18 protein-coding genes and 3 pseudogenes are annotated in these 24,537 nt (G+C 70.7%); 10 read left to right on the top strand and 11 right to left on the bottom strand.

Annotated features, from left to right (window positions below):
* Window positions 1-48 precede the first annotated feature (48 nt).
* From ACSURM_RS01060 to ACSURM_RS01040, 5 genes and pseudogenes are all read left to right on the top strand, one after another.
* Window positions 49-579, top strand: a pseudogene (locus tag ACSURM_RS01060) (hypothetical protein); the annotation flags it as partial.
* Entirely contained in the window at window positions 553-2,013 is a 1,461-nt protein-coding gene (locus ACSURM_RS01055; protein ID WP_436960868.1) for a hypothetical protein, read from the top strand. The pseudogene ACSURM_RS01060 and the gene ACSURM_RS01055, both read left to right, overlap by 27 nt.
* On the top strand, window positions 2,010-3,485 hold the full coding sequence (locus ACSURM_RS01050) for a VWA domain-containing protein (RefSeq protein WP_436952503.1): 1,476 nt from the start codon (window positions 2,010-2,012) through the stop codon (window positions 3,483-3,485). The genes ACSURM_RS01055 and ACSURM_RS01050 overlap by 4 nt, the downstream gene beginning before the upstream one ends.
* A gap of 53 nt (window positions 3,486-3,538) precedes the next feature.
* Window positions 3,539-4,651, top strand: a complete 1,113-nt coding sequence (locus ACSURM_RS01045) for an ATP-binding protein (RefSeq protein ID WP_436952501.1) — start codon at window positions 3,539-3,541, stop codon at window positions 4,649-4,651.
* Between the two features lie 29 nt (window positions 4,652-4,680).
* Complete coding sequence (locus ACSURM_RS01040) at window positions 4,681-7,479, top strand: hypothetical protein (protein ID WP_436952499.1); 2,799 nt, start codon at window positions 4,681-4,683, stop codon at window positions 7,477-7,479.
* 92 nt (window positions 7,480-7,571) lie between these two features.
* Here the strand turns inward: ACSURM_RS01040 and ACSURM_RS01035 are convergent, their stop codons facing one another.
* From ACSURM_RS01035 to ACSURM_RS01025, 3 genes are all read right to left on the bottom strand, one after another.
* A complete protein-coding gene (locus ACSURM_RS01035) occupies window positions 7,572-8,552 on the bottom strand; it encodes a dipeptidase (protein WP_436952497.1) in 981 nt (326 codons plus the stop codon).
* 189 nt (window positions 8,553-8,741) lie between these two features.
* Window positions 8,742-9,707, bottom strand: coding sequence for an alpha/beta hydrolase (locus tag ACSURM_RS01030; protein ID WP_436952495.1), 966 nt, complete (start codon window positions 9,705-9,707; stop codon window positions 8,742-8,744).
* Between the two features lie 191 nt (window positions 9,708-9,898).
* Window positions 9,899-10,951, bottom strand: a complete 1,053-nt coding sequence (locus ACSURM_RS01025) for a 2,3-butanediol dehydrogenase (RefSeq protein WP_436952493.1) — start codon at window positions 10,949-10,951, stop codon at window positions 9,899-9,901.
* A 533-nt stretch (window positions 10,952-11,484) separates the two neighbouring features.
* On the opposite strand from ACSURM_RS01025, the gene ACSURM_RS01020 reads away from it, so the two are divergent.
* From ACSURM_RS01020 to ACSURM_RS01005, 4 genes and pseudogenes are all read left to right on the top strand, one after another.
* Window positions 11,485-12,360, top strand: a complete 876-nt coding sequence (locus tag ACSURM_RS01020; RefSeq protein ID WP_436952491.1) for an SDR family NAD(P)-dependent oxidoreductase — start codon at window positions 11,485-11,487, stop codon at window positions 12,358-12,360.
* 506 nt (window positions 12,361-12,866) lie between these two features.
* Window positions 12,867-13,835 carry an alpha/beta hydrolase gene (locus ACSURM_RS01015; RefSeq protein ID WP_436952489.1) on the top strand — a complete coding sequence of 323 codons (969 nt, stop codon included), beginning with the start codon at window positions 12,867-12,869 and terminating at the stop codon, window positions 13,833-13,835.
* A 285-nt stretch (window positions 13,836-14,120) separates the two neighbouring features.
* Window positions 14,121-15,122, top strand: coding sequence for a PucR family transcriptional regulator (locus ACSURM_RS01010; protein WP_436952487.1), 1,002 nt, complete (start codon window positions 14,121-14,123; stop codon window positions 15,120-15,122).
* Window positions 15,123-15,204: 82 nt separating this feature from the next.
* Window positions 15,205-15,333: pseudogene (locus ACSURM_RS01005) on the top strand (hypothetical protein); the annotation flags it as partial.
* A gap of 216 nt (window positions 15,334-15,549) precedes the next feature.
* Here the strand turns inward: ACSURM_RS01005 and ACSURM_RS01000 are convergent.
* The 7 genes from ACSURM_RS01000 to ACSURM_RS00970 form a co-directional block, all read right to left on the bottom strand.
* On the bottom strand, window positions 15,550-16,404 hold the full coding sequence (locus ACSURM_RS01000) for a barstar family protein (protein WP_436952485.1): 855 nt from the start codon (window positions 16,402-16,404) through the stop codon (window positions 15,550-15,552).
* A 666-nt stretch (window positions 16,405-17,070) separates the two neighbouring features.
* Window positions 17,071-17,676: a lytic polysaccharide monooxygenase auxiliary activity family 9 protein gene (locus ACSURM_RS00995; RefSeq protein ID WP_436960867.1), complete on the bottom strand. Its 606-nt coding sequence runs from the start codon at window positions 17,674-17,676 to the stop codon at window positions 17,071-17,073.
* Window positions 17,677-18,378: 702 nt separating this feature from the next.
* A complete protein-coding gene (locus ACSURM_RS00990; RefSeq protein WP_436952483.1) occupies window positions 18,379-18,786 on the bottom strand; it encodes a MarR family winged helix-turn-helix transcriptional regulator in 408 nt (135 codons plus the stop codon).
* Between the two features lie 426 nt (window positions 18,787-19,212).
* A complete protein-coding gene (locus tag ACSURM_RS00985) occupies window positions 19,213-19,581 on the bottom strand; it encodes a mycothiol-dependent nitroreductase Rv2466c family protein (protein WP_436952481.1) in 369 nt (122 codons plus the stop codon).
* Window positions 19,482-19,940, bottom strand: coding sequence for a DsbA family protein (locus ACSURM_RS00980; protein ID WP_436952479.1), 459 nt, complete (start codon window positions 19,938-19,940; stop codon window positions 19,482-19,484). The genes ACSURM_RS00985 and ACSURM_RS00980 overlap by 100 nt, the downstream gene beginning before the upstream one ends.
* 64 nt (window positions 19,941-20,004) lie before the next feature.
* Window positions 20,005-20,772, bottom strand: a complete 768-nt coding sequence (locus tag ACSURM_RS00975; RefSeq protein WP_436952477.1) for an ABC transporter permease — start codon at window positions 20,770-20,772, stop codon at window positions 20,005-20,007.
* A 2-nt stretch (window positions 20,773-20,774) separates the two neighbouring features.
* Entirely contained in the window at window positions 20,775-21,764 is a 990-nt protein-coding gene (locus tag ACSURM_RS00970) for an ATP-binding cassette domain-containing protein (RefSeq protein ID WP_436952475.1), read from the bottom strand.
* Between the two features lie 697 nt (window positions 21,765-22,461).
* On the opposite strand from ACSURM_RS00970, the pseudogene ACSURM_RS00965 reads away from it, so the two are divergent.
* Window positions 22,462-22,870 (top strand): annotated as a pseudogene (locus ACSURM_RS00965) (IS630 family transposase); the annotation flags it as partial.
* A gap of 53 nt (window positions 22,871-22,923) precedes the next feature.
* Here the strand turns inward: ACSURM_RS00965 and ACSURM_RS00960 are convergent.
* A complete protein-coding gene (locus tag ACSURM_RS00960; protein ID WP_436952473.1) occupies window positions 22,924-23,421 on the bottom strand; it encodes an N-acetyltransferase family protein in 498 nt (165 codons plus the stop codon).
* Window positions 23,422-24,537 lie beyond the last annotated feature (1,116 nt).

Raw genomic sequence — 24,537 nt, 5'->3', positions numbered from 1 at the left:
GTTGTCAGTGGGTCCCGCTAACTTGATCCATGTCCCGCCGATCCGGCGATGGGGCTTCCCTTGTGCTGCGAAGGAGATGGTGCGTTGTCCGATCACGAGAGGTCGAGCACGGCGCGGGTGATCCCGCCCGCCCGGCCGCGCAAGCTCGCCAAGGTGCCGTTCGTGGAACTGGCCGAGGGACGCCTCCAGGGCGTCGTCTCCAGCGGCTCGGCCATCGAGCGGGTCTACGTCTCCTCGGTCGCCGCCGGGACATACGCCTACGCGTGCAGCACCAACAACAACCGCCCCTGCGGCGGCGCCCGAGGCGGCTTCTGCAACCACATCGGCGCCCTGATCAGCGAAGCGGTGGTGCAGTACGGCGCCGAACGCGTCGCCCGCTATCTGCGGGCCGACCTCGGGGACGGCGAGGCGAGCGCGCAGACGATCAACGCCGGCATGAGCGCGACCCGCCCGTCCCCGGCGGACAGCAAGGCCGCGGCGTCCGTCTTCAGCCGGTTCCTGCGCCACCTGACCTACCTGGAACTCGCCCCCGTCACGGCGCCGTTGCCGGAAATGCAGTGGTTCCCGACCACGCGCGCGGAGAGCACGGATGTACCCCTGGGGGAGGCCGGCGCGGGCGACGAGGAAGGACTCGACGCGCTCACGGAACCCGTCGACGGGCTGACGGAGGCGCTGACCGCCGTCGACGCCTTCGACCGTGCCCTGACCGGCGGTCTGCTGTGCCCACGGCCCGCCCAGGCGGAAGACCTGATCACGCTCGCCGACGCGGTCGCCGCGAGCCCGCTCGCCGCCCGGGTCGCCGAGGCCGCCGAGAAGGCGGCGGCCGGCGCCGCGAGCGAGGACCACTTCGTCACCCTCGCCGCCGCCCGCACCGCCCTGCTCGGCTCCGCACACGACGCGCTCACCGCCCGCACGGACGAGATCACCGGTCGCGCCCGCGAGGAGGCCACCGTGCCGCCCGCCGCCGGAGGGCAGGCGCCGAACCTGCTCGCCGCCGCCCGCTCCTGGCTGTGCGACCTGGCCCGCACCGGCTGGCAGGGCATCGACCACGACGTGGTCTCCGGCGCCGCCCAGATCGTCTCCGCGATGCTCCCCGACCCGCGGCTGCGCCGCCTGGCGACCCTCCTCGACGGCTTCGCCGCCGAACTCGCCGCGTCCTGCCCCGGCGCCGCCCTGGAGCGGATACCGGTGCGCCGGTGGGCCGACCTGTGGGCACGGGGCATGCTGCTGACCCTCCCCGGCGCCGCCGCCGCGCCCGCCGCGCACACCGCCACGGGCCGGCTGCTGCCCCTCGGCGTCGACGTCCAGGAACACGCCACCGCCGTACAGGCCCAGGTGCACGCCGTGTTCGAACCCGCCGACGGCACCGCTGCCCGGCTGGTCCGGGCGAGTGTGTCCGTACCGAAGCCCGACACCGTCCTCGGCGCCGGTGTCTGGCAGTTGCTGCGCCCGCACATGACGCTCCTGGCCGCGGCCGGCGAGGGCCGCTCCATGGACCTCACCGACATGCCCGTCACCGCCGAGGGCGACCTGATCTGGCAGGACGAACACGCCCGCCCGGGCGAGCCGGCCGACCCCTTCGCCACCGCACGCGTCGCCCTGCCCACCGCCACCACGACGTCGGCCGTACCCCTGGACCGGCACCCGGCGCGCCTCGCCGAGCCCGTGTTCCTGGAGGGCTACGGCATCGACCGGGACGGCGACACAGTGACCTTCACCCTTCCCGCGTACCGCCTGCCGGTCGACACCGACCGCGTCCCGGTCGCCGGCCCCCTCACCGCGCAGTCCGTCGCCGCCTCCAGCGCCTGCATCGGGCTGCTCCGCTGGGACGCCGGCCGGTTCCGTCTCCAGCCGCTCGCCGTGGAGACCACCGTGCGCAGGAAACCGGTCGCGGTGCACGCCGGCGCCTGGGCCGGGGGCACCACCGACAAGGCCGGGACCAGGGCCGAGAAGGCCGCCACCGACGCGGTGAACGTGCTGCGTGAGCGCGCCGGAAGGCTGCTGCGGAAATGACCGACCACACCACCGACCAGACCACCGCACCCGCCGTCGAGGAGACCGTGTCGCCCGGCGCCGACGAGAACCGCCGGCAGGTCCTGTACTGGCGGCTGCTCGCCCGCCTCTTCGACCACGAGGAGCAGGCCGCCCTGGAGTCCGCCTCCCTCGCCGTCGTCGAGGACATCGGACTGCCGCCCGCACTGCTGGACCCGCAGGCATCCATCGACGCCATCGTGCAGCGCCACCCCGAGCTGGCCGCCGAACTCGACGCCCTGATGGTGCCCGAGCCGGACGAGGAGGGCCGCGACCGGACCGCCGAGGTGCGCCGCGCCGCCCTCGCCTCCAAGGTGCTGCTCAACGTCTTCGCCACCGGCACCGGCACCGTGACCGCCGGGCAGCTCGCCCGCTGGCAGTCCGACGCCGGATGGCTGGAACGGGCGCTCGGCTGCCGGCCCGGCGAACTGCGCGGCGGCCGGGGCACGGGACACGGCGGCCGGGGAGCGGGAGCCGGCACGGGCAGCGGTGGCGCGGGCGGGGGAGTGAGCCCGACCGGCACCGGGGGCGGCGGCCGCACCCCCGACCTCGGCAGGCTCGTCCCGGAGATCGGCCCCGAACTCGGCGCCCTGGAAGCCGACCTGGTCAAGCGGATGCACCTGCGCGAAGTCCTCGCCGACCCCGCGCTCGCCGCACAGCTCACCCCGAGCATGTCGCTCATCGAGCAGTTGCTGCGCGACAAGAACAACCTCTCCGGCGTCGCCCTCGCCAACGCCAAGGCACTGATCCGCCGCTTCGTCGACGAGGTCGGCGACGTCCTGCGCACCCAGGTCGAAAAGGCATCCGTCGGCGCCCTGGACCGGTCGATACCGCCCAAGCGGGTGTTCCGCAACCTCGATCTCGACCGCACGATCTGGAAGAACCTCACCAACTGGGACCCCGAGGAGGAACGGCTCTACGTCGACCGCCTCTACTACCGGCACACCGTCCGCAGGACGACACCCCAGCGCCTGATCGTGGTCGTCGACCAGTCGGGCTCGATGGTCGACTCGATGGTCAACTGCACCATCCTGGCGTCCATCTTCGCCGGACTGCCCAAGGTGGACGTCCACCTGATCGCCTACGACACCCAGGCACTCGACCTCACCCCCTGGGTGAGCGACCCCTTCGAGACCCTGCTGCGCACCAACCTCGGCGGCGGCACCGACGGCACGGTGGCCATGGCCCTGGCCCAGCCCAAGATCACCGAACCGCGCAACACGGTCGTGGTGTGGATCTCCGACTTCTACGAATGGCAATACGAGCCGCTGTTCGAGTCCATGGCGGCCGTCCACCGCTCCGGGGCGAAGTTCATCCCCGTCGGCTCGGTGACCAGTTCCGGTCGGGGCAGCGTCAACCCGTGGTTCCGGGAGCGCTTCAAGGACCTCGGCACGCCCGTGATCTCCGGACACATCCGCAAGCTCGTCCACGAACTGAAGACATTCCTCACCTGAGCCGTCCCGCGCCTCAGCACTCTTCCCTCCCCTCTCACCGAAAGGTATTCGACATGTCCGACCTGCTGCGCGCCCCCGCCGAGATCAAGTACGCCGAGGAACTGGACTGGCTGGAGTCGATCGACGACAACCCCAAGCCCTACTCCTGGCGGCTGTCCCCCAAGATGATCAGGCTGTTCGTCCTGGGGTCCGAGCGGGCCGACGGCCTCGACCGCGAGGTGGCCCAGAAGTGGTTCGGCGACCGGAGCATCGTGGAGCGGGCCATCGTCACCCTCGCCTCCGACCGCGGCCTGCTCCTGATCGGCGACCCCGGCACCGGCAAGAGCTGGCTCGCCGAACTGCTCGCCGCCGCCGTCTGCCGCAACTCCACACTCGTGGTGCAGGGCACGGCCGGCACCACCGAGGACCACATCAAGTACTCGTGGAACGTGTCCATGGTCATCGCCAAGGGCCAGTCCCGGGAATCGATGATCCCCTCACCGATCATGACCGCGATGGAACAGGGCGTCATCGGCCGCTTCGAGGAGCTGACCCGCTCCACCAGCGACGTCCAGGACGCGCTGATCTCCATCCTCTCCGAAAAGTACATCTCGGTCCCCGAACTCGACAGCGACAACATCGTCTTCGCCAAGCCCGGCTTCTGTGTCATCGCCACCGCCAACAGCCGCGACCGGGGCGTCAACGACCTGTCCTCCGCGCTCAAGCGCCGCTTCAACTTCGTCCGCATCCCGGTGGTCACCAACAAGAAGAGCGAGGCGGAGATCGTCCGCTTCCGCACCCAGGAACTCCTGCGCCGCCACCAGATCGAACTCGACGTGCCGCCCACCCTGCTGGACGTGCTGCTCCAGAGCTTCGCCGACCTGCGCGCCTCCGCCGCCGCGGCCGGCAGCGACGACGAGAAGCTGGAGTCCGCGCTGTCCACCGCCGAACAGATCGGCGTCCTGGAGGACGCGATCCTGCACGGCAACTTCTTCGGCGAACGCACCCTGACCGCCCGCACCCTCGCCTCCTCCCTGGTCGGCTCCCTCGCCCGGCGCGAACCGGAGGACCTGGCCATCCTCAACAAGTACCTGCACGGCGTCGTGGAGCCGCGCAGCAAGGAAGAGGGCGGCTCCTGGCCGGAGTTCCTCGACGGCGGCCGCGACGCGATCGCCACCCTGTCGTGACCGCCCGGAACAGCACCAAGGACAGCACGGTGAACGAGGGAACCTTCACCGCCCTGCGGACCCAGCTCCAGGAAGCCGCCGCCGCGTTCGCCGACGGACCCGGCGCACTGGAGGGCATCCTCCTCGGCATCGTCGACGACGTCGACCGCGCGGTACGCGAACCACTGGAGATCTTCCCGGTCTGCCACCACTCGCCCGCCTCCGCGCTCGCCATGGCCCGCCGGCTGCGCGAGAAGCAGCCCAAGGTGGTCTACCTCGAACTCTGCGAGGACATGGCCCCGCTCCTGACCGAACTGCGCAACTGCCGGCTGCCGGTCGCCGTGCAGGCATTCGCGACCGAGGTCGACGGCTTCCCCGCCGAGTGGGCCCCGCTGTCGGTCGTCGCCCCCCTCACCGAGGCATCGGCCGAGTACCAGGCGATCGCCTACGCCCTGGACACCCCCGGTGTCGAACTCGTCCTCGTGGACCGCTCCTCCGACCACGTCTTCCAGTGGCAGGAGAGCAAGGACGAACCCGCCGAACCCGCCGACCCGGACGCGCCACCGGCCGAGGAGGAGGCGGCACTCCACGGTGACTCCGTCGGCGTCGAGATCGGCGACCTGCGCCCCCGCTTCGCCGAACTGGAGGAGCACCTGCTGCGGCACGGGCGGGTACGGCACTGGTCGGAGTGGTGGCACCAGTACGTCGAACTGCCGCTCGGCGACAGCGACCACGACACCTACCGCCAGGTCATGCTGCTGATCGGCAGCCTCTTCAGGCGCCTCGCCCCGGGGGAGGCGTACCGGGTCCGCGTCGACGAGGACCGCGAGCGGTACATGTGGACGCGGATGCGCCGGCACATGACCGCGACCGGCACCGACCCGGCCGACGCCCTCTACGTGTGCGGCGCCTTCCACGCGGCCAGCCGCGTCGCCGAGTTCGGCGTCCACGGCGCCGACACGTTCGAGATCGGCCCGCCCAGCGCCACCAAGTGGCAGCACGGGCTGATCCCCTCCAGCCACGCCGCGATCGAGGCGCAGTTCGGCCTCGCCGCCGGCTCGGTGTCCATCGCCGCGGCCCAGTGGGCGAAGAACCTCAAGCGCACCCGGGTCAAGCCCTACCGGCTCGCCGGGCAGGCGGGTACGAAAACGACCGGGAGGACCGCGAAGGCCGTCGCCCAGGCACCGACCGCCGAACCCGCCGCCCCGGACCGGCTCACCGGATTCCTCCAGCGGCCCCCCGTCCTGGACCGCCTCGACGAGGCCGAACTCCTCGGCTGGTCCGTGGAGATCGTGCGCGCCGCCCGCCGCAACGGCTACCTCGCCTCCACCGCCGACGCCATCGCGGTGTTCGAGACGTCGATCCTGCTCGCCGGGATGCGCGACCGGGCCAGACCCACGCCGTACGACTTCCAGGACGCGGCGGTCACCTGCATCGAGAAGGACACCGTGCCCGGCCGGCGCGATGTGCGCCGCCTCGTGGAGATCATGCTCGGCGGCGACCGCGTCGGCCAGGTCGGCTACGACGCCCTGCCGCCGCTCGCCCGCGACGTGCACGACCGGCTCGCTCCGCTGAACCTCAAGCTCCAGCAGCGCGGCGTACAACGGGCGCTGCTCGACATGGCGTCCCGGCCGGAACTTCGGCAGTGCTCCGACGTGCTGTGGATGCTGCGGTACCTGATGCCGCACGGCGCCGCACGCACCGTCATGGGCGAACGGCGGCTCGGCGAACGCTCCCTCCAGGAGTCGTGGGACCTGGCCCTCGGCACCCACCAGCGCGCCCTGATCGAGCTGGGCTACGAGGGCGTCAGCATCGAGCAGGTCCTCGAACAGCGGCTGCGGCGCACCGCGTACGGCCCGCAGGCCACCACGGCGACCGTTCTCAAGGCCGTCGAGGACGCCACCCTCTACCTGGGCAGCCGCCGCCTCGCCGACGAACTCGGCCGGCACGCCCTTCAGGTCCTGGCGACCGAGCGGAGCGTCGACGGCGCACCGGAGGTACTGCGCCGGGTCCGCGGACTGCTGGCCTACTACCGCACCAGCGAGCCGTCCCTGCCCGCCTGGATCGAATCCTTCGTCAAGGCCGGCTACGCCCACTACTGCACGCTTCTGCCGACGGCGTTCGCCGACGACGACGCGAGCGTCCGCCAGGTCGCGGCCATGCTGGGCTTCCTGTTCAGCATGGAGGGCCTCGCCCTCTCCCTCGGCTGCGACCGCAACCAGCTGGAACTGGCCGTCGCCCAGTCCCGCCCCGGGGAAGCGGCCAAGACGGCGCTGCTGTGGGCGGCCGAGAACCAGCTCGGGCACCTCTCGCGCGCGGACCTGCGGGCCCGCTGCGACGAGCTGCTGGGCAACCCTCTGACCCTGCCCGCCTATCCGCGCTACCTCAGCGGATTCCTGCACGCCCTGGAACCGGTGCCCGGCCTGGCCGACTTCGCCGTCGAGGCCGTCTCCAACGCCTTCGCACGCCTGCCGGACCCGGTGCTGCTGCCCTGGCTGCCGACGCTGATCACCACGGTCCGGGGCGGCGGCGCCGACCTGGCGCCCCTGCTGATCCGCGAGGCCGGCCGGATCTTCCCGGGCCGGCTGGCGGCCCTGGACACCTGGGTCCCGCCGTGGCAGGCCGAGCCGACTACGGCCGCGGCCCGGCCGTCGCGCGACGGCCGGGCCGCGCCCGGCGGTGTGCCGCTGCTCTCGGCACACCCCGCGACCTGCGACGCGGTGGCGGACCTGCTGGGCTGCGAGGGCGGCTGGCGGACGCCCGCACCGTCGTCCCGTACCGGCGCGGTGCTGCTCGCCCGCCACCCGCAGACCGCCCGAGCCCTGGAGGAACTCCTGGCCACCCCCTGACCCCCGGCAGCCCGGGCCACCACACGCCGGTGCGGTGGCCCGGGCGCGAGCTGATCCCACCGGGAAGGGCGGCCGGTCCGAGAACCCGGCGGCTACTGCCATACCTGTGCGGCGACGCGGCGGAAGTTGCCGCCGAGGATCGCGGTGACGGCGTCGTCGGGATATCCGCGAGCGATCAGCGCGTCCTCGACGGTCAGCAGACGTTCCGGGGCAAGGAACTCGATCGGCCCCCAACGGGTGTAGGAGTCGGGGAACAGCTCGGGGCTCTGTTGGAGCATCGCGTTGAAGTCGTCGTGGTCGAACGGGTAGTCGGTCGACACTCCCACGTGTTCCGGGCCGACGAGTTCGACCGCGTAGTCGATGTGCCGCACGAGCGCGTCGACGGAGGCGTCGTTGGGGCCGAGGAAGATCCCGACACCGGTGATGCCGACGACCCCGCCCGTGGCGGCGCACTCCCTGGCCTGCTCGTCGGTGATGTTGCGGGGATGGTCCCACAGCGAGCGCATGCAGGAGTGGCTGTAGATCACGGGCTGTTCGGAGACCTCGCACATGTCCAGCCCCGTGCGGGCCCCGCAATGAGACCCGTCCGCCACCATGCCGACGGCGTTCATCTCCCGCACCAGCGCCCGGCCGTAGGCGGTGAGCCCCTCGTCCACCGCGTCGAGGCAGCCTCCGCCCGCCGCGTTGCGGTTGTTGTAGCTCGGCAGCATCGTGCGGACACCGAGTTCATAGAACTGGCGCACACGCTCCAGCCGCCCCGCGAGCGGACCAGAATCCTCCAGGTCGAAGGCCACGGCCACGCTCCCCTCACGGCCGGCGGCTTCGACATCACCGATACTCTCCGCCGGCCGCAAGCGGTGATCCGCGGCGATCCGCTCCCGCCAACTCGTGATCAGCCCGGCGACGTCAGCCGCGGAATGCGGGACGTAGCCCACGTTCACCGACACGAAACTGCCCCCTGGCCTGCGGTAGCGAGCCAGCTCACCGACATCGGCGTGCCGCTCCAACGGCAGACAGCAATGCTGCTCCCACAGCAAGCGCGGGCGGCGTAGTCCTGCGTCTGCGTATGCCATGGCAGGAATCGTGCCCACCCCTTCCCGCCCCCAGACCGGTTCCCTTCCGGTGATCGGCTCGTGCGTCCGCACAGCCAGGGGGCGGCGAGGGGTCGCCGTTGGCGCATTCGCCCTGGAAGCGTGGCCGTACGGGAATGATCGCGGCAGCGGGAGGGGCGCCCGCGGAGGCCGGCGCCGCGAGAAGGCGGCTCATGAGCCCAGGATTCGGGCCACCCAGGAGTTGCGTGCGGCCGTCATGGCGTGCGCGAGGGCCGTGTGGGGCGCGGTCAGGTCGAAGCCGTGGAAGCCGCCGGGCCAGACGTGGAGTTCGGCCTGGACACCGGCCGCCCACAGGGCACTGGCGTAGGCCACGTCCTCGTCCCGGAACACTTCCGCCGACCCGCAGTCGATGAAAGCCGGCGGGAGCCCGGTGAGGTCGGTCGCCCGGGCCGGAGCGGCGTAGACGGAGACGTCGTTGGTACCGCGCCGCTCGCCCAGCAGCGCCGTCCACCCCACCCGGTTGCTCTCACGGTCCCACACACCCACGCCGTCGAACTGCCCGCTCGACACCGTCCGGTCACGATCATCGAGCATCGGATAGACGAGCACCTGGCCGATCAGCCGCGGCCCCTTGCGGTCGCGGGCCAGCAAGGCCGTACCGGCCGCCAGCCCGCCCCCGGCGCTGGCACCCGCGATCATGATGCGGGCCGGGTCGATACCGAGCTCGGCCGCCTGATCGGCCATCCACAGCAGACCCGCATAGCAATCCTCGACCGGGAAGGGGTCGGGATGTTCGGGTGCTAGCCGGTATTCGACAGTGACCAGGACGGCGTCGTGCTCGACGACCCAGGGAAGTACCTGGAGCAGGCCGGAGAAGCGATGACCGGCTACCATGCCGCCGCCGTGGGTGTGATAGATCCCCGGGCCGAGCCCTTGGCGATCGCGGCGGGCGATCACCGAGACGGTGATGTCGTCGCCGAGATGTCCCGGGACCGTGACGTCCAGCCGCGTCAGACCGGCGGACTCGAGGGCGTCGTCGGTGACTTCCGCCGGTGCCGCCTGGCGCAGGCCGGGGATCATCTCGGCAGTCAGAGTCGGCGGGACCTGGTCGGCGAGGATCGTGAGGACAGCCTTCAGCTCCGGGTCGAACGGCGGTCGCGGCATGTTCCCGGCCATCAGGTCTCCTTCGGCTGCGCCGCGCGTGCGGCGTCGTATCCATCGTCCTGCGTGGGGGCGCGGCAGGGACCGCTGAACGCCGCGCTATCGGCACACGGCCTCGGTCGTTCGCGCGCTCCGCCTGCCACGGCACCGCGACCGGGTACGGACGGCCCCGCCGACGCCGTCCGCACCCGGCCCGGGGGACGCGTTCAGCCGACCTTCAGGAGGATCTTCCCGCCGATACCGCCGCGCAGCGAACGGAGGGCGTCGAAGACACCTTCCAGGGGGAGTTCCCGCACCCAGCCGGTGGTGTCGTAGAACCCGTCGGCCATGGCCGCGATGACCTCGTCGAACTCCGCGGGCCGGTATCCGACCGCGCCGACGATCTCCGTCTCGGCCATCATCAGCTGCGTGGGCTGGAGCTGTGCCGGGTGCTCGTGCAGCGCGGGAACCACGAGCCGGCCGCCGGGGGCGAGGCCCGCCAGGGCAGAGGTGATCGCCGGGCCCGCACCCGCGGCGTCCACCGCGATGTCCACGCCGTCGCCGTGGGTGAGCGAGGCGATGGCGGCCGGAAGGTCCTCGTTCACCGGGTCCACGACCCGCGCACCCAGCCCGGACATGATGGCCCGGCGGTCCGCGCTCGGCTCCGACACCAGCACCTTGTCCACACCGCGCGCCTTGAGCGCGAACCAGGAGCCGATGCCGATCGGACCGGCGCCTGCGATGAGCGCCGTACCGCCCGGTTCGACACCGCTGCGCGAGACGGCGTGCCAGGCCACCGCCATCGGCTCGACGAGCGCACCCATCCGCAGGTCCACACCGTCCGGCAGCACGTGCAGCTTGGACGCGTCGAGGGTGACGTACTCCGCCAGGCCGCCGCCGGTGACATTCGACCCGAGCGAGCCCATCAGCGGACAGGAGAAGGGCAGGCCCTTGCGGCACGCCGCACACGTGCCGCAGGAGACCGCGAGGGGATAGACGGCGCCGCGGTCGCCGACCTTCACGTCCGCCACTCCCTCGCCGACCTCGACGACGGTGCCGGAGAACTCGTGGCCGAGGATCTGCGGCAGCGTGGCACCGGTCAGGGGATGCGGCTTGTCGAGCGCGAACGGCAGCGACTCGGGGTAGAAGAAGAAGTGGAGATCGGAACCGCAGATGCCGGCGTAGGCGTTGCGCAGCTTCACCTGTCCGGGACCGGGAACGGGCTCCGGCACCTCCTCGATGCGGAGGTCCTCTTTCCCGTAGAACCGTGCTGCCTTCATCGTTCTGCTCCTTTCTCCTGACGGGACCGGGGTCGCCGGTCACCGTGGCGGGGCCGGCCCGCACCCCCTCGCGAGCTGGGAAGGCGTGCCCGTTCGGTAGCCGCGGGCGGCGCTCCTCCCGCGTCCTCGTACCGCACGGCCCGAGCGCCGCGTCGCGGTCATGGGCATCGGACCGGCCGACTGTGGGCGCGCCCGCCGTGCGGTCGCGTTGTCCGGCTGTCATCGTCGCGCGCGCCGATGTCTCGGGCCGACCGCCGGACGTGGCTGGTTCGGGAGATCCTGCCCGCCGTTCGCGCGGTCGGGAGCACGGTGTCTGCCCGGCAAGGGCAAGGGCCTCGGGTCCCCGGCCGGGCGGTGCGGGGCACCTCGCACCACGACGGTGTGCTCGAACGGCGGGCTGATCGGCCGACATCCGCGGCGAACGGCGGTGCCCGGCTCCGGCGTCCCCCGCCCACCATGGACACGGCTCACCGGAGGGATGTGAGCGGTGGACAGGGGGAATGTGAGCGATGGACAGGGTGAAGGAGCACACCATGGACTGGCCGGCTGGTGAAGCGCCATTTGTCACGGGCGCGGCGTCCGGGATCGGCCTCGGCATCGCCCGGGCGCTCGTCGCCGCGGGCGCGAAGGTAGCGCTGGCCGATGTCGACGAAGATCGGCTCGCCGAGGCCGCGGAGGAGCTGACGGCCGCGGGCGGCACCGTGACGGCCGTACGGCTCGACGTGAGCGACGAGAAGAGCTGGTCGACCGCGGCCGACCGGGCGGAGGAAGCACTCGGGCCCGTCTCACTCCTGTGCAACGTCGCCGGCGTCAACGGCGGCGGCCCGATCGAGGAGACGCCGCTCAAGGTCTGGCGGTGGGTGCTCGGAGTGAACGTCGACGGCCAGTTCATCGGCGCGTCGACATTCCTGCCCCGGTTCAGGAGCAGCGGCACGCGAGCGCACATCCTCAACACGGCCTCGGTCTCCGGGCTGGTGCCGATGGCCAACGTGGGGGCGTACACCGCGTCGAAGTTCGCCGGCGTCGGCTTCACGATGGTGTTGCGCGAGGAACTGCGGGACAGCGACGTCGGCGTCTCCCTGCTCATCCCGGGGACCGTCGCCACCCGCATCAACCTCACCGCCGGCGAGGCCGAGGCCAAGCTGCTCGGACGGCGGCTGAACCGTGAGATGGCCGAAGCCAACCACGCGGTACTCGCCGCGGGCGCCGATCCCGACCGAGTCGGCGAACAGGTCGTCGAAGCCGTCCGAGACGGCCGGTTCGTCATCGTCACCCACCGTGAGTGGGGGGCCCTGGTCCGCCGTACGCACGCCGAGATCGAGGACGCCTACGAGGCGTTCGACGGACGCCACGGCCCGGATCCGACCGCTCGGATGCTGGCCGGCGGCACGAACCCGGTGTCGGCCTGAGCGCGCCGCGGCAGGAGGCCGCCGCGGGCCGCGCGCGGCCGCCCGCCGTTCGCCCCGGAACCCGAGGCCGTCCGCGCGGCCGTCCGGGCGGTTGTCCGGGCCGGTGCAGCGGCGATCCTGCCGACGTGATCCGAGGAGGCACGCCGGAACAGCCGCCTGGGCCGTCGTACCGCCCGGTGCGGACGCCTCCCGCCCGAGAAGTGCTCGCGCCCGTCGGAACACGACTCACGAGAACCCCCATCGCCGCCGGCCAGGACGAAGCCGCCGACGGCCGCCCCGGTACGGCCCTGTGCGCCCCTGCCGCGCCCGCACCGGCCGGAGGAGATCGCCACGGCCCTGATCGCGGCCCGGGCACGGGCGGGGCGCTCGCTCCTCGCGGCACGGGCACGGGCACGGGCACGGGCGCTGCGATGGCTCCTCGTGGCCCGCCCCTCACCCGCCCCTCACCTGCGGACTCTCTTCACCGGGAGTACGCCAGCCGCCCGACCCAAGCAAAGGAGTAACCCATGACGACGTCGTCCCTGCCCCGCCCGCCGTTCGACCCGGAGCTGGAGAAAACGCTCGGCCAGATGGCCGAAGTGGCACCACTCACGTTCACCGCGGACATGATCCCGGTGGTCCGCGCCAACCCGCCGTACCAGCTGACGAGCGAGGACTTCGACGCGATGGGCGTGACGGTCCGCGACGTGACGATCGCCGGTCACCAGGGCGATGACATCCTCGTCAGTGTCATCACCCCCAAGGGCCACCAGCGCCGCGGCCCGGGGATCTACCACACCCACGGCGGCGGCATGGTGACCGGCGACCGCTTCGCCGGAATCCAGCACGCCATCCCCTGGGCCGTGGACAACGACGCCGTGCTGGTGACCGTCGAGTATCGCCTTGCGCCGGAGTTCCCCGACCCTTACCCGGTCGAGGATTGCTATGCGGGTCTGCTGTGGATGGCCGATCACGCGGCCGAGCTCGGTGTCGACCCGGCCCGCATCATGATCGCGGGTGCCAGCGCCGGGGGCGGTCTGGCGGCCGGTACCGCCTTGCTGGCCCGCGACCGCAAGGGGCCACGGCTGATCGGCCAGGTCCTCGTCTATCCGATGCTCGATGATCGTGACCGGACCGTCTCGAGCGGGCAGTTCGACGGCGTGGGTGTGTGGGACCGTCAGAGCAACCGGGTGGGGTGGACGGCGCTGCTGGGCGAGCGGCGCGGTACCGACGACGTCTCCGTCTACGCCGCTCCGGCCCGGGCGACCGACCTCACCGGGCTCCCGCCGGCTTTCATCGACTGCGGGTCGGCGGAAGTGTTCCGGGACGAGGACGTGGCCTACGCCAGTGCCCTGTGGGCGGCCGGTGTCCAGGCCGAACTCCACGTCTGGCCCGGCGGCTTCCACGGCTTCGACCTCGTCGCACCCGACAGCGCCCTGGGACAGGCGATGCTCAACACCCGCCGCGCGTGGGTCAACCGCCTCCTGGGCGGCTGACACCGGCAGCTCCGGCTCCGGGCGGCCGATCCCTGCGGCCGCCCGGAACCGTGCAGGCACCAAGCCCGCACTGCGCGCATCTTGATCGCTGGTGCTGGTGCCGGTCTTGGTGCTAGTGGCAATGGGCAGTGCGGGTGAGGGTGAGGGTGAGGGTGCGGCTGCCGGGGGTGGGCTGGCGGCCGGTACAGCCCGCCTGGCAAGGACCACTAGATCCGGCGGGGCGGAGCGGGCGGTAGGCGGGCCAGAAGGGGACGGTAGACTGGCTGCCTGAGCGAGGGAGAGCAGATGCAGGAGCTCCTCGGACGGCTCACCGCCCTCGATCCCGAGGCCAGCGAGAGCCTCAAGGTCGTCTCGTACTTCGACACACTGGTCACCGCCGGCGCCGGGCTCGACGCCCTGCTGCGCGGCGCGGCCGCGCTGTCCGGAGTCGTCGCGGGGGCGGACCGGCGCGGGCGGACCAGCCGTCGCACCCCCGACGGCCGAACACTCCAGACCGAGCCGCTCGCCCGATCGCCGCAGCGGACGTGCTCGGCCGGATCCGTGTGGCTGGAACGTGTCGGCACCCCCCGCGCCAACGACGAGATGATCGTCGAACGCCTGGCCTTGTCGCTCGACCTCATCGAAGCACGACACAGCCCCGTAAACGCCCTCGAAATCGTGATCGACCCGGCCCGCACCGTCGCCGAGCGGACCACAGCGCTGGCGAAGCTGCGCCTGGAGCCGGCATCACGGGTCCGGATCGTCGCGACGCGGCCCGACACGCCCGCCACCACCGCGGCGTCCGCCGTCGTGCCCACCAGGTACGGGATCGTGCGGGCGACCTTGTGCCGTACCGAGCAGGAGCCGCCGTCGCAGCCCGCGGGGCTCGGCCAGTGGGTACGGGCCGACCACGCGCCCGACTCGTGGGACGGCGCCATGATCGCGCTGCGGCTCACCGACGCGTCGGACCCGGTGGTGGATGCGACCGACCTGGGAGCGCTGTTGCTGCTGGCTCGGGCGCATGATCCGCGGGAGCCGCATGAGGATGTCAGGGGGCTCGCTCGCCTGGACCCTCGCTCAACCCTCGTACTCCGCACGCTCATCGAAGCGGACAGCTTGCGGTCGGCGGCTGTACGGCTCGGTATGCATCACTCCACCCTTCAGGCGCGGCACGACGCACTGACGCGTGAACTCGGGTACGACCCGCGCACCGCTTCGGGCAAGGCCCGCTACGCGGCCGCCGAGTTCCTCCTGCGACTCACCGACCCGCCCACCACACCACGCCCCGGCCCTGCCCGAACCTCATGAACAGCAACTGCTGAGACATCGCTCTTTCCCGCAGCTCTCACCCGCATCCAGGGCGGCGATCGGCACCAACACCGTCCTCAATATGATCCGGTGCCGCTGCGAGGCGCTCGGCGAAGAACACCCCGGCTTCCGGGACCTGCGCTTCACCCCGCACGACTTCCGGAGGAACTTCGCCACCGAACTGGTCAGTGGCCGACTGCGCATCCACATCGGCGCCGCCCTACTTGGCCACCTCAACATCCAAACCACCCGTGGATACGTCGCGGTCTTCAACGAAGACGTCATCCGCCACTACGTCACCCACTTCGACAACCGCCGCAAGATCCGCCTCAGCGACGAGTACCGTCCAGCCAGCACCGAAGAATGGGACGGGTTCACGGAGCACTTCGACGTCCTGCCGAGGACGATGCTGGGGAGAGAACAGTTGTCACCGAAGGACGACGCTTACGCTCCGCTGCTCGAAGATATCCAGGAGCAGGTCGAACACCGACACTTCGTCATCGCCGGTGGGCACACGTTCTGCCAACCGTGCCCTGGCTTCGACCGAGAAATCCCAGTGCAAGGTGAATGGGGTACGGGCGCCCCAGCCGCCGCTCAGACAGTCGTCCAGGGCGTCAGGGTTCCAGCCGAAGTATCCGCCGGGCCCGTTGACGGCTTCACCGATCGCGCAGTAGAAGCTGTCCCTGTCAATGATGCGTCGACCGTCCAAGGTGAACACCTGGCCTGCAGGGGCGTCGGGTCTTCCCTGGCGTTGGTACTCCCGGGACCACAGCGCTACGGACAGCCACGCGTGCCTGTCCTTGGGGTCGAGTTCGTGCCACATGCCGGTGTGGTTCAGCTGACGCGTGCGGATCAGATCCCACACTCGCTCCGATCCGGCCAAGGCGTTCTCGCACCACAGCGTCACCGTGAGGTCGACGAGGCCGGCTCCGCGGGCGGAGGGTTCGACGTCGATGACGGTGACCTCGTTGACGAAGTAGGACCCCATGGTGGCACCGTCACCGTCGAGGAGTTCCAGCCAGGCATTACCCGCCATGGCGCGACGACGGCCAACGTGGTCGACGCTCTTCAGTAGGCCACCCTGCGGGAGACAGCCCGCCAGGCGCACTCGGCGGGCTCCGTCTTCATCCGGCAGCGGCGTGAACAACCCGTCGGCCTCGTGAGCGAAGCCCCAGAAGTCGACGTCGTCCTCGTCCGAGGTGAGCGCGTACTTCTGCCCTTCGCCGCCCCGCCTTGATGATCGCATCGCACTCCCCATGAGAGCGCCGATCGTACCGGCCATGCGACCAGCCGAGCTGTCGCCGACCATCCGCCTTCCCCATCCCATCCACTTCGAAGGCTCTTTGCCGAGTCACCCCGCTGTGCGGACCACTGGAGGGAGACCCCCACCATGTCGGATATGCCGGTGGGTCCCGGCTGAGCGGGGGCGGTGCCCGGCATTGGATTGGCGTGGCGGGGCGTTGCCACAGTTGTGGACGGCTGCGAGGAGCTGGACTTGGAGGGGATCCCTTTCGTGCCGGGGGGCGGGGGGCGGGGGCGGTGGTCGCAACCGCTGCGGGTGCGGACCAGCCCCATTCAGCGGGCCGAGTTCTCCAGGGTCGGACCTTACGAGCCGGGTCAGCTCCTTCGTGCCGCAATGTGGGCCGGCCGCTGCGGACAACCGCAACCTCTCTGCGGGGCACGGGAGTTGTCAGGTGCGAACGTCACCGTCGGCAAGACCACGGTCATCGCGGGCGGCGGCTACCGGGCACCGGTCTCATCACCTTGCACCGCCGCGAATCCGTCCGGGCCGCGATAGATCATTCACGGCACGATGCCAAGGAGCGCGAGAAGCCCCGTCGGGGCAGGGTGACCAAGTGGGTTCCCTGCCCCGACGGGGCTCGGTCGGCTGGGCGGCGGGTTAGCGGTCGCCCGGCAGACGTCGATAGCGTGCGCGGCGCTCTCCGGCTCAGCCGAAGTTGACGTCGCTGCACCACATGTAGGCCTGGTCGAGGTGCGAGGCCTGCCAGATCACGAACAGGATGTGGTGTCCGGTGTAGCCGGAGGTCTGGACGGGGAACGTGATGTCCTGTGCCGGGGCGTAGCGGCCGGTCTGTGTGATGAAGTCGAGGTTGCCCCAACCCAGGGTCTGGGTCTTGGGGTTGAAGCCCTGCTTGCTCACGTAGACCTTGAAGTAGTCGGCACCGTGGGACGCCTGGTCGTACAGGTGGACCGAGAAGTTGTTGCTGACGTTGGTGGTCTTCCACGCCCCGGGCTTGTCCAGGCTGGAGTTCCTCGAGAGGTTGTTGCTGCAGAGCGTCCCGTCAGGGGTCCGCGCCTGGAACTGGCCACCGAGGCCGTCGCGGAGCGCGCTCATCCAGTTCCACATGGTGTCGGGGTTGGCCTGGAAGGCCTGCCAGCACATGGGGTCCTGGGTCTGCATGGCCGGGTTCGTGTGGTTGCTGCCCCACGTCTTCCAGCACTGGTACGCGCGGGAGGCGGGGTCGACGATGGTGCCGTGGGCCTGGGCGGGGGCCGACCAGGTCAGTGCGCCGACAACCACGGCGAACAGCATGGCGAGCGCCTGGAGAGGCCGGCGGAGGGGCGACCGGGAACGCCCGGTTAACGGACTCTGGTTGCGCATGTGGGGGGAACTCCTTCCAGTTGCAAGGCTGTTATGGGAGCGCTCCCAACGGTAGGACGTCTGAGTGAAATGTCAATGAAACGAACAGAGTTGATCACGCGGGCGGGCGGCGAGCAGGGATACAGCCGGGAGCCGGCAGGTCGCGCGGGGAGACCGGCGGTGCCCAGGAGCATTTCGGCGGTGTGGGCCGGTGCCGGGGTGCAGGCGGGCGGCCCTGCGGCCACCAGGGCATGTCGCTCACGGCGGCAGCCGCAGCCGCAGCCGAGGGGTCGTTCTGGAGCCGGTGACAGGCCTGGGCAAGGTGCTGTGGGGGAGTGCGGCGCGGAGGGCGGTGAGGTGGTCCTCCGCGCGGTTGAGGTCGGTGCGGGCGGTGATTCGGTCGTCGGGGTTTGTAGGCCATCGCTGGTGGTGGCGAAGCCGAGAGCCTGTCCGGCGTGGCTGAGCAGGATGGTCAGGAAGCCGTCGTCGGCGAGGACGAACCACCCCCGCGGGCGCGAGGGCAACAGCGATCCTGTGTCGGCCTCGTCGGTGGTGAGGTATCGGCGCAGGTTCGTGTTTCGCCGCAGTGGCTTGTTGTGTTCGCAGCCACGCCGAGTGGTCGGCGCTCTGGTGCGTGCCAGGACGAGGTGATCGTCAGCAGGCGCGGAGCCACGCCTCGTCGTCGGTGGCATGCGCGAGGACACGCTGGAGGAGGCGGCGCAGGGTCTCGGCTTCGTCCGGGGCGAGATCGTCGAGAAGTTCCGACTCCACTCGCTCCAGCGGCTCGTGGACCCGGGCCAGCAGGTAGTGCGCCGTGTCGGTGATCTCCAGCCGGCGTGAGCGGTCGTCGGCGCCCGGGCGGCGGCGTACGTGGCCGGCCTCGACGAGTTCGTTGACCAGCTGGTGCACCGACTGCCGTGCGATGCCCAGTTGGCGGGCCAGCTCCGCCATGGTCAACTCGGGTTCGAGGGAGAGCTGGGCGAGCAGTCCGTACTGGCGTACCGTCAGGTCGTAAGCGACGAGCTGCTCGTCCACCCGGCGCGTCGCGACGGTGCTCGCCACGGCTAAGAGATACGGGATGTGCATGCTCAAGGCGATGTCGCCCCCTCGGAGACAGTGGTTATCGGGCCCTGACCGTATGACATACGTCGGCACCTTGTAGCTGTTGGGCCGGGATCGGTCTCGGCGGGTGTTGCACCACACCGGGGAGGGACAACAACCTCTGGTAGTCCCTCGTGGGCCAGGCGGCACGGTCAACGCCGTCTGCCCGGAGTATGCCGAGACGCCGATGGCGGTACGGTTTCGTGCCGGCTGCGCGGCGACGTGGGACATCTCCACCGAGGCCGTGCTCGAACCGGCTCCAGGCGAAGACCGCCCTGGCCGGCGCACCCCCCCTGAGAGGGCGGCGGGCCGGGTCGGCTGTCTGATCACTGACACGGCCGCCCCTGTCACCACCCAGGCCCTCAACGTCTGCGGCGGCCTCGGTAACTACCGGCCCCGGGGTGTGCATACGCCATGCCCAGCCGGATCGACGTCCGCTGCGGTCATGTCCGGATCCGGGTCGGCGGCTCTCCCCTTGAGGGTGTGGAACGCGGGAGTACCGGCCACCAGCAGTGTCCCGTCCCACAGCCGCCCCGCCGATTCCCCCTCCGGTACGCGGGAGATGACCGGCCCGAAGAAGGCCACGGAGGGTCGGTCCGGCTCTGCCGGCTCCCTGACGGCGATCACCGGCGTCCCCGGTCGTGGGCCGAGCAGCGTCACGGCCTGCGCGTGCGAGGCCCGCAGCTCTCCGTCGTAGGCGGCGGAGATCCCGGCCGCCGCCAGCTCTCCCGGCAAGCCCGCGTGGGCGAGTGCCATGGCCGGATCGTTGATCCACTTCCGGCTGCCTGCGCCCTGCTCCCCAGGGGGTGGAGATCGGCCCACAGTGAGGCGTGGAAGCCGGCCAGGGCCTCCTGTCCATAGTGGTGCCGGACGGCGGTGCCGATCCGCACCGGCACCATCAGGTACCCCTCCGGGTCCTCTTCGGGGTCGTCGTCCCGGCCCTCGTTGAGGAGGGCCAGGCTCATCAGGTGCCAGCGCAGTGCCAGTGGACGGACCTGTGCCGCCTCCCGCAGCCAGCGGGCGGTCAGCCAGGTGTAGGGGCAGGCGGGGTCGAACCAGACGTCCACGGTGCGGGGTCGGGGACGTGGGGCGCTCAGGACGGCCTCGACTGTCATGGGGCGGTACTCCTTCGCGTACGGACTCGGACGGCTGCGGGCGGACGGTGTGTCAGGCTGGCGATCACGCCGAGGCGTTGCGCATGCCGCGGATGCCCGCGATTACTCCCAGTACCGCGATGGTCGTCGCCGCGAAGGTCCCGTACAGCACACCCGTCTCGCCGAACTTGTTGGCGAACAGGGCGCGTTCGGCGTCGACCACGTAGGCGGCGGGGTTGATCCGGCTCAGCGCGTAGAGCCAGGTGGGGGCTGACGTCTCGGTGATGGGCAGCAGGACGCCGGAGAGCAGCAGCAGCGGAAAGAAGATCGCCTGCTGCACACCGTAGAACAAGGTCTGTTGCTTGCGGCAGTGGAGCGCGAGGGCGAAGGAGAGGGCGCCGGTCCCGATCCCGAAGATGGTCAGCAGTGCCAGGCCTGCCAAGGCGCCGAGGGGATGGATCGGGAAGTCGGTCGGCAGGAGCAGGGCGAGTACCAGCATGGCCTGGGTCAGCAGGATCACTACCTCCTTGAGTACCCGCCCGACGAGCATCGCGGCCCGGTTCAGCGGGGTCACGAGCATGTGCTCGAAGGAGCCCGAGGTCATTTCGTTGAGCAGGTAGGCCCCCGCCCCCGAGGTGGCGGACAGGGCCAGCAGGACGAGCACACCCGGCACGAACCACTGCCATGGGGTGCCTGTCTCCCCGCCCGGGGAACGCGTGTCTGGGAGCAGGGGCGCGAAGAGGGCGAGGAAGAGGAGGGGCAGCAGCATCGTGAACAGGAGGCCGACTGGCCGGCGCAGTTCGGGCCCCAGCTCGCGGGCGAAGGCGGTGCGGGTGTCGTTGAGCACCTTCATGGTCAAGCTCCGTCGTGCGTGATGGTCGGGGCGGTGGCGTCGGCGCTCTCCCGCAGGGTGCGGCCGGTCAGGCCGAGGAAGACGTCGTCGAGGGTGGGCCGGGTGAGCCGGGCGGTGAGCACCCGCACTCCGACGCTCTCCAGGTTCCGCAGCAGGACCGGGAGCCGGGCGTCTCCACGTGGGGTACGTACCCGCAGCTTCGAGCCGTCGACGGTGACCTCGTGGACGGCGGGTAAGGCGCGGGCGAGGCTGGCGGCCCGCTGCGCGTCGGCATGGTCGGAGACCCCCAGGGTGATGCGGTCGCCGGCCAGATCGGCCTTCAGTTTCTCGGGTGAGTCGTCGGCGATCACCCGGCCGTGGTCGATCACCATCACTCGCCGGGCCCAGAGGTCCGCCTCCTCCAGGTAGTGGGTGGTGAAGACGAGCGTGGTGTCGAACTCCTTGTTCAGCCGCAGCACGTGCTCCCAGATCCTGGCACGGCTGTGCGGGTCGAGCCCGGTGGTGGGCTCGTCGAGGAAGAGCAGTTCGGGCTCGTGGACCAGAGCCATGGCGATGTCCAGGCGGCGGCGTTGGCCACCGGAGAGGGTGCCCACCGACCGCTTGGCCAGGCCCTCCAATTCGAGCGCGGCCATCAGGCGCTCCGCCCGGGCTCGGGACTTCGTACGGGTGAGACCGTAAGCGCGGCCCTGGGTGGTCAGTTCGTCGACGACCCGGAAGTTGCTGCCGGCACTGTTGCCCTGGCCGAGGTAGCCGATGCGGTGGCGGACGCCGCAAGGGTCGGTCAGCACGTCGTGGCCGGCGACGACGGCGGTGCCCGAGGTCGGCGGCAGCAGAGTGGTCAGCATCCTCAGACTGGTGGTCTTCCCGGCGCCGTTGGGGCCGAGGAAGGCGACCACGGAACCGGCTTCGATATCGAGGTCGAGCCCGCGCACGGCTTCGACGGTCTCTCCTTTCACGCGAAAGCTGCGGGTGAGCTCACGGGTATGGATCATGGATTCTCCCGTACGGAGTTCATGGGGCGGCCGAGGAGGCCCGGCTCGTGCCGGACCGGCCGGCTCGGTTGCGGGGCAGGGGCAAAGGAAGCCGGCGGCTCTGAGCGCTTGACTTCTTCGAGCTTAGAAGCGTTAATGACGTCTTTGTCAGTTCGCCTGACCGTTGCGGTTCGCCGCGCGAACCGGTCCGCTCAAGCCCAGCTGAACCAGCGCGATTTCACTGTCCTGCCGGAGCACAGGCACAGGCTGGCGGTCGACGAGGTGACCGGCTACGGGCTACGGGCCACGGGCCGGATGGAAAGGGCGGCCCGAGCACGTCCGGGCCGTCGTCTTCCACCCTGAGTACGGACAACTGGGCCTGCGGAGTCGCTCCGTGAGGGCGAGGCCGACCTGATCGTGGCGTAACACCGCGACGGCCTCACCCACACCATCACCGTCGCCTTCCAGGGCACCAAGCCCGTTTCGTTGACCTGGCGCAGGGGTGACTGGCCTCGCGTGTTGGGTCTCACTGTCCCCCGCGCCCAGTGCTCTGACCGGGAAGGATCGTCAGGTTGGCGGTTGGAAACGGTTCGATGGGCGTGACGTCCGTTCCGATCGCTGGAGGCGTGGTGGCTGAGCCTGTGACGGTGCGCCGACTGACCGATCAGGAGGGGCAGAAGCTGCAGCAGATCGTGTGTCGGGATGTACTACCTTCGACGTGGGGCCGACCACAGGTTCCTGCCGAGCGAGGCAGGGCAAGCCCGACCGTCTGCCGGCGACCACCGCCGCACGCACGCCGTGACCTACTTCCACGGCTGCTACTCCGTCGGCAACGACCGGCTGCGGGGCGTCAACCATTGCCGCAAGGGCACCGCCAACACGCTGGCCGCGCTGAAGCCGATCCGAGCCGCTCGGCCCGACCTACGCTTCCTGGGTCAACCCGATCGAGGCCCACTTCGGCCCGCGGTGACAATTCACCCTGGCCAACTCCACCATCCGAATCACACGGTGCAGACCCGGGCGCTGTACGCCTACCCAATGCCCGCCACCCCGACATACTCGCCGCACAACGCCGGGAACGCGCTCGCGTCCGCAGCGAGAAGGGCATTCACTCGGGCGGACGCCCCTCGCCGCCGCAGCTTGAGCACGTGGGGGATTCCGCCGTGCCCGGAAGTGGAGATCAGACAGCGGCCAGGTTCTTGGCCATGACGCGTTCCCTGCCCACACCATCAGGCAGAAGATCGCCGGGCTCACCCGTGTCCGTGAAACCGTGCCGCTCATAGAGCGCGGTCGCCTTGCGGTTGTCCGGCATGACGGACAACCGCAGCGTCGTGGCGCCGCGCTCCGCCGCCCACCGCTCGACCGCCTGGATCAGGTAGTCACCCACGCCCTTGCCTCGAGCCGTGGGATTGACCCACATCGAGATCAACTCCACGTTCTCCGCTCCCTCGCCCGGCACTCCGCTGGCCATGCCCACTGGGAGGCCGTCGAGGAGCGCGATGAGATCGTGCGCGCCGGGAATCGACAGACGGGCACGCCAGCGCTCCTCTCGGTCGCCGGAGCCCTGCCACTGGGCCAGCGTCGATCCGAACGCGTAGGGCGCCTCAGCAAGCGCGGCCAGTCGCAACTCCCGCCAAAGGGGCCAGTCGTCTGCTTCCACAGTGCGTAGTTCAAGCATGATTCAGACCCTGCCCGCCCGACGGAGCGGGCAGCAAGTTTGAATACAACCACGCAAACGAGGTCGTTCGGCCCTGCGACCAGTCGGAGCCGGGGAGCAGTGGCTCCTCACACACCCGCAGATCAAGAGACCTCGGTGAACCTATCCGGTCACGGCATTAGGGGGTTCCGGAAGAGAGGCTGCGCGAGCACGCCGTCATCGAGGCGCAGAACTGCATCCGGTGGCGAGAGCAGGCGTGCGCGGGGCCGGCCCGCCGGGATGCCGCCCGTGCTGCTGCCCAGACACAGGCCGACGCGAGCGTGCCGCTGCGACCGCCACCGAGACGGTGCGCCAAGACCTGCCGTGTGAGAGGGCTGTGGGCTTCGGCGGTCGGCCGGGCTGATTGCGACCACCGGGTCGACCGACCTGACCGACCCGGAGGGCGTCGCCGCCGAGCCGAAGGCGGCCGACACGGCCGGGGAGGCATGGCCGAGTACCTGCTCGCGGCGCGGCCGGAGCAACTACGCGAGCGGATGTCGGCACGCGCCGAGACGGCCACGCCCCGCGTGGGGACGGACCGGTCGCCCGGGCTCGTGCGTGTTCGCTGGACGGCGACGCCAGCGGGGCAGTGTCGGTGTGAGTACCAAGCAGAACGGAGCGACCACGCACGCCAAGCCTTGGTCGCGGCCCGGAAGGTGGCAAGGTGCCTACAGGCATCGCAGAGTGGGGCGGCCCCCAGGAACGGTGCTGGACAACCCGTCGCCAACTCGTCAACTGGTATTGACGAGTTACCCCGGACACGGGGACGACGGTCGAGGAACCCCGGGTACTTGCTGCCTGTACGAGCAACTCTGGCGCCCGCATGGTTGTTCACGCCAGGGCGTCGGGGTTGCCGCCAGCAGGGACGACGAGCCGCGGAAGGAGATGCGGCGCGGAGCTCCATTCACCATGGCAACGGCCCGGTGTCTTCTGGGCATCTCGCCGACAACCACCGAACTGGCCGGTCGCTTCGCGCGCACATGCTGAACTGGTGTTGCTGGCGCCGCAGATGCCAAGTGTCGCACAGTGCTCCACGACCAGCGCCGTCACTGCCAGCGTGGCGGCGACCACTGCCCCGGAATCCGCGGTGGCGTGCTC

The sequence above is a fragment of the Streptomyces sp. SudanB182_2057 genome (genome assembly GCF_964272715.1).
Lineage (GTDB): Bacteria > Actinomycetota > Actinomycetes > Streptomycetales > Streptomycetaceae > Streptomyces > Streptomyces rubradiris.
Note: the sequence above shows the minus strand (reverse complement) of the source record. Positions and strands in the feature narration are given on the sequence as shown.

Coding starts and splice junctions, on each gene's coding strand:
- ACSURM_RS00995 (WP_436960867.1), bottom strand. CDS start 17,676: ATGCTGTTCGCCGTGGTTGTCGGCGCACTGACCTGGTCGGCCCCCGCC.
- ACSURM_RS00970 (WP_436952475.1), bottom strand. CDS start 21,764: ATGATCCATACCCGTGAGCTCACCCGCAGCTTTCGCGTGAAAGGAGAG.
- ACSURM_RS01025 (WP_436952493.1), bottom strand. CDS start 10,951: ATGAAGGCAGCACGGTTCTACGGGAAAGAGGACCTCCGCATCGAGGAG.
- ACSURM_RS01010 (WP_436952487.1), top strand. CDS start 14,121: ATGCAGGAGCTCCTCGGACGGCTCACCGCCCTCGATCCCGAGGCCAGC.
- ACSURM_RS01015 (WP_436952489.1), top strand. CDS start 12,867: ATGACGACGTCGTCCCTGCCCCGCCCGCCGTTCGACCCGGAGCTGGAG.
- ACSURM_RS01000 (WP_436952485.1), bottom strand. CDS start 16,404: ATGGCCGGTACGATCGGCGCTCTCATGGGGAGTGCGATGCGATCATCA.
- ACSURM_RS01035 (WP_436952497.1), bottom strand. CDS start 8,552: ATGGCATACGCAGACGCAGGACTACGCCGCCCGCGCTTGCTGTGGGAG.
- ACSURM_RS01050 (WP_436952503.1), top strand. CDS start 2,010: ATGACCGACCACACCACCGACCAGACCACCGCACCCGCCGTCGAGGAG.
- ACSURM_RS01020 (WP_436952491.1), top strand. CDS start 11,485: ATGGACTGGCCGGCTGGTGAAGCGCCATTTGTCACGGGCGCGGCGTCC.
- ACSURM_RS00960 (WP_436952473.1), bottom strand. CDS start 23,421: ATGCTTGAACTACGCACTGTGGAAGCAGACGACTGGCCCCTTTGGCGG.
- ACSURM_RS00985 (WP_436952481.1), bottom strand. CDS start 19,581: ATGGCACTCGCCCACGCGGGCTTGCCGGGAGAGCTGGCGGCGGCCGGG.
- ACSURM_RS00975 (WP_436952477.1), bottom strand. CDS start 20,772: ATGAAGGTGCTCAACGACACCCGCACCGCCTTCGCCCGCGAGCTGGGG.
- ACSURM_RS01030 (WP_436952495.1), bottom strand. CDS start 9,707: ATGGCCGGGAACATGCCGCGACCGCCGTTCGACCCGGAGCTGAAGGCT.
- ACSURM_RS01055 (WP_436960868.1), top strand. CDS start 553: ATGCAGTGGTTCCCGACCACGCGCGCGGAGAGCACGGATGTACCCCTG.
- ACSURM_RS00980 (WP_436952479.1), bottom strand. CDS start 19,940: ATGACAGTCGAGGCCGTCCTGAGCGCCCCACGTCCCCGACCCCGCACC.
- ACSURM_RS01045 (WP_436952501.1), top strand. CDS start 3,539: ATGTCCGACCTGCTGCGCGCCCCCGCCGAGATCAAGTACGCCGAGGAA.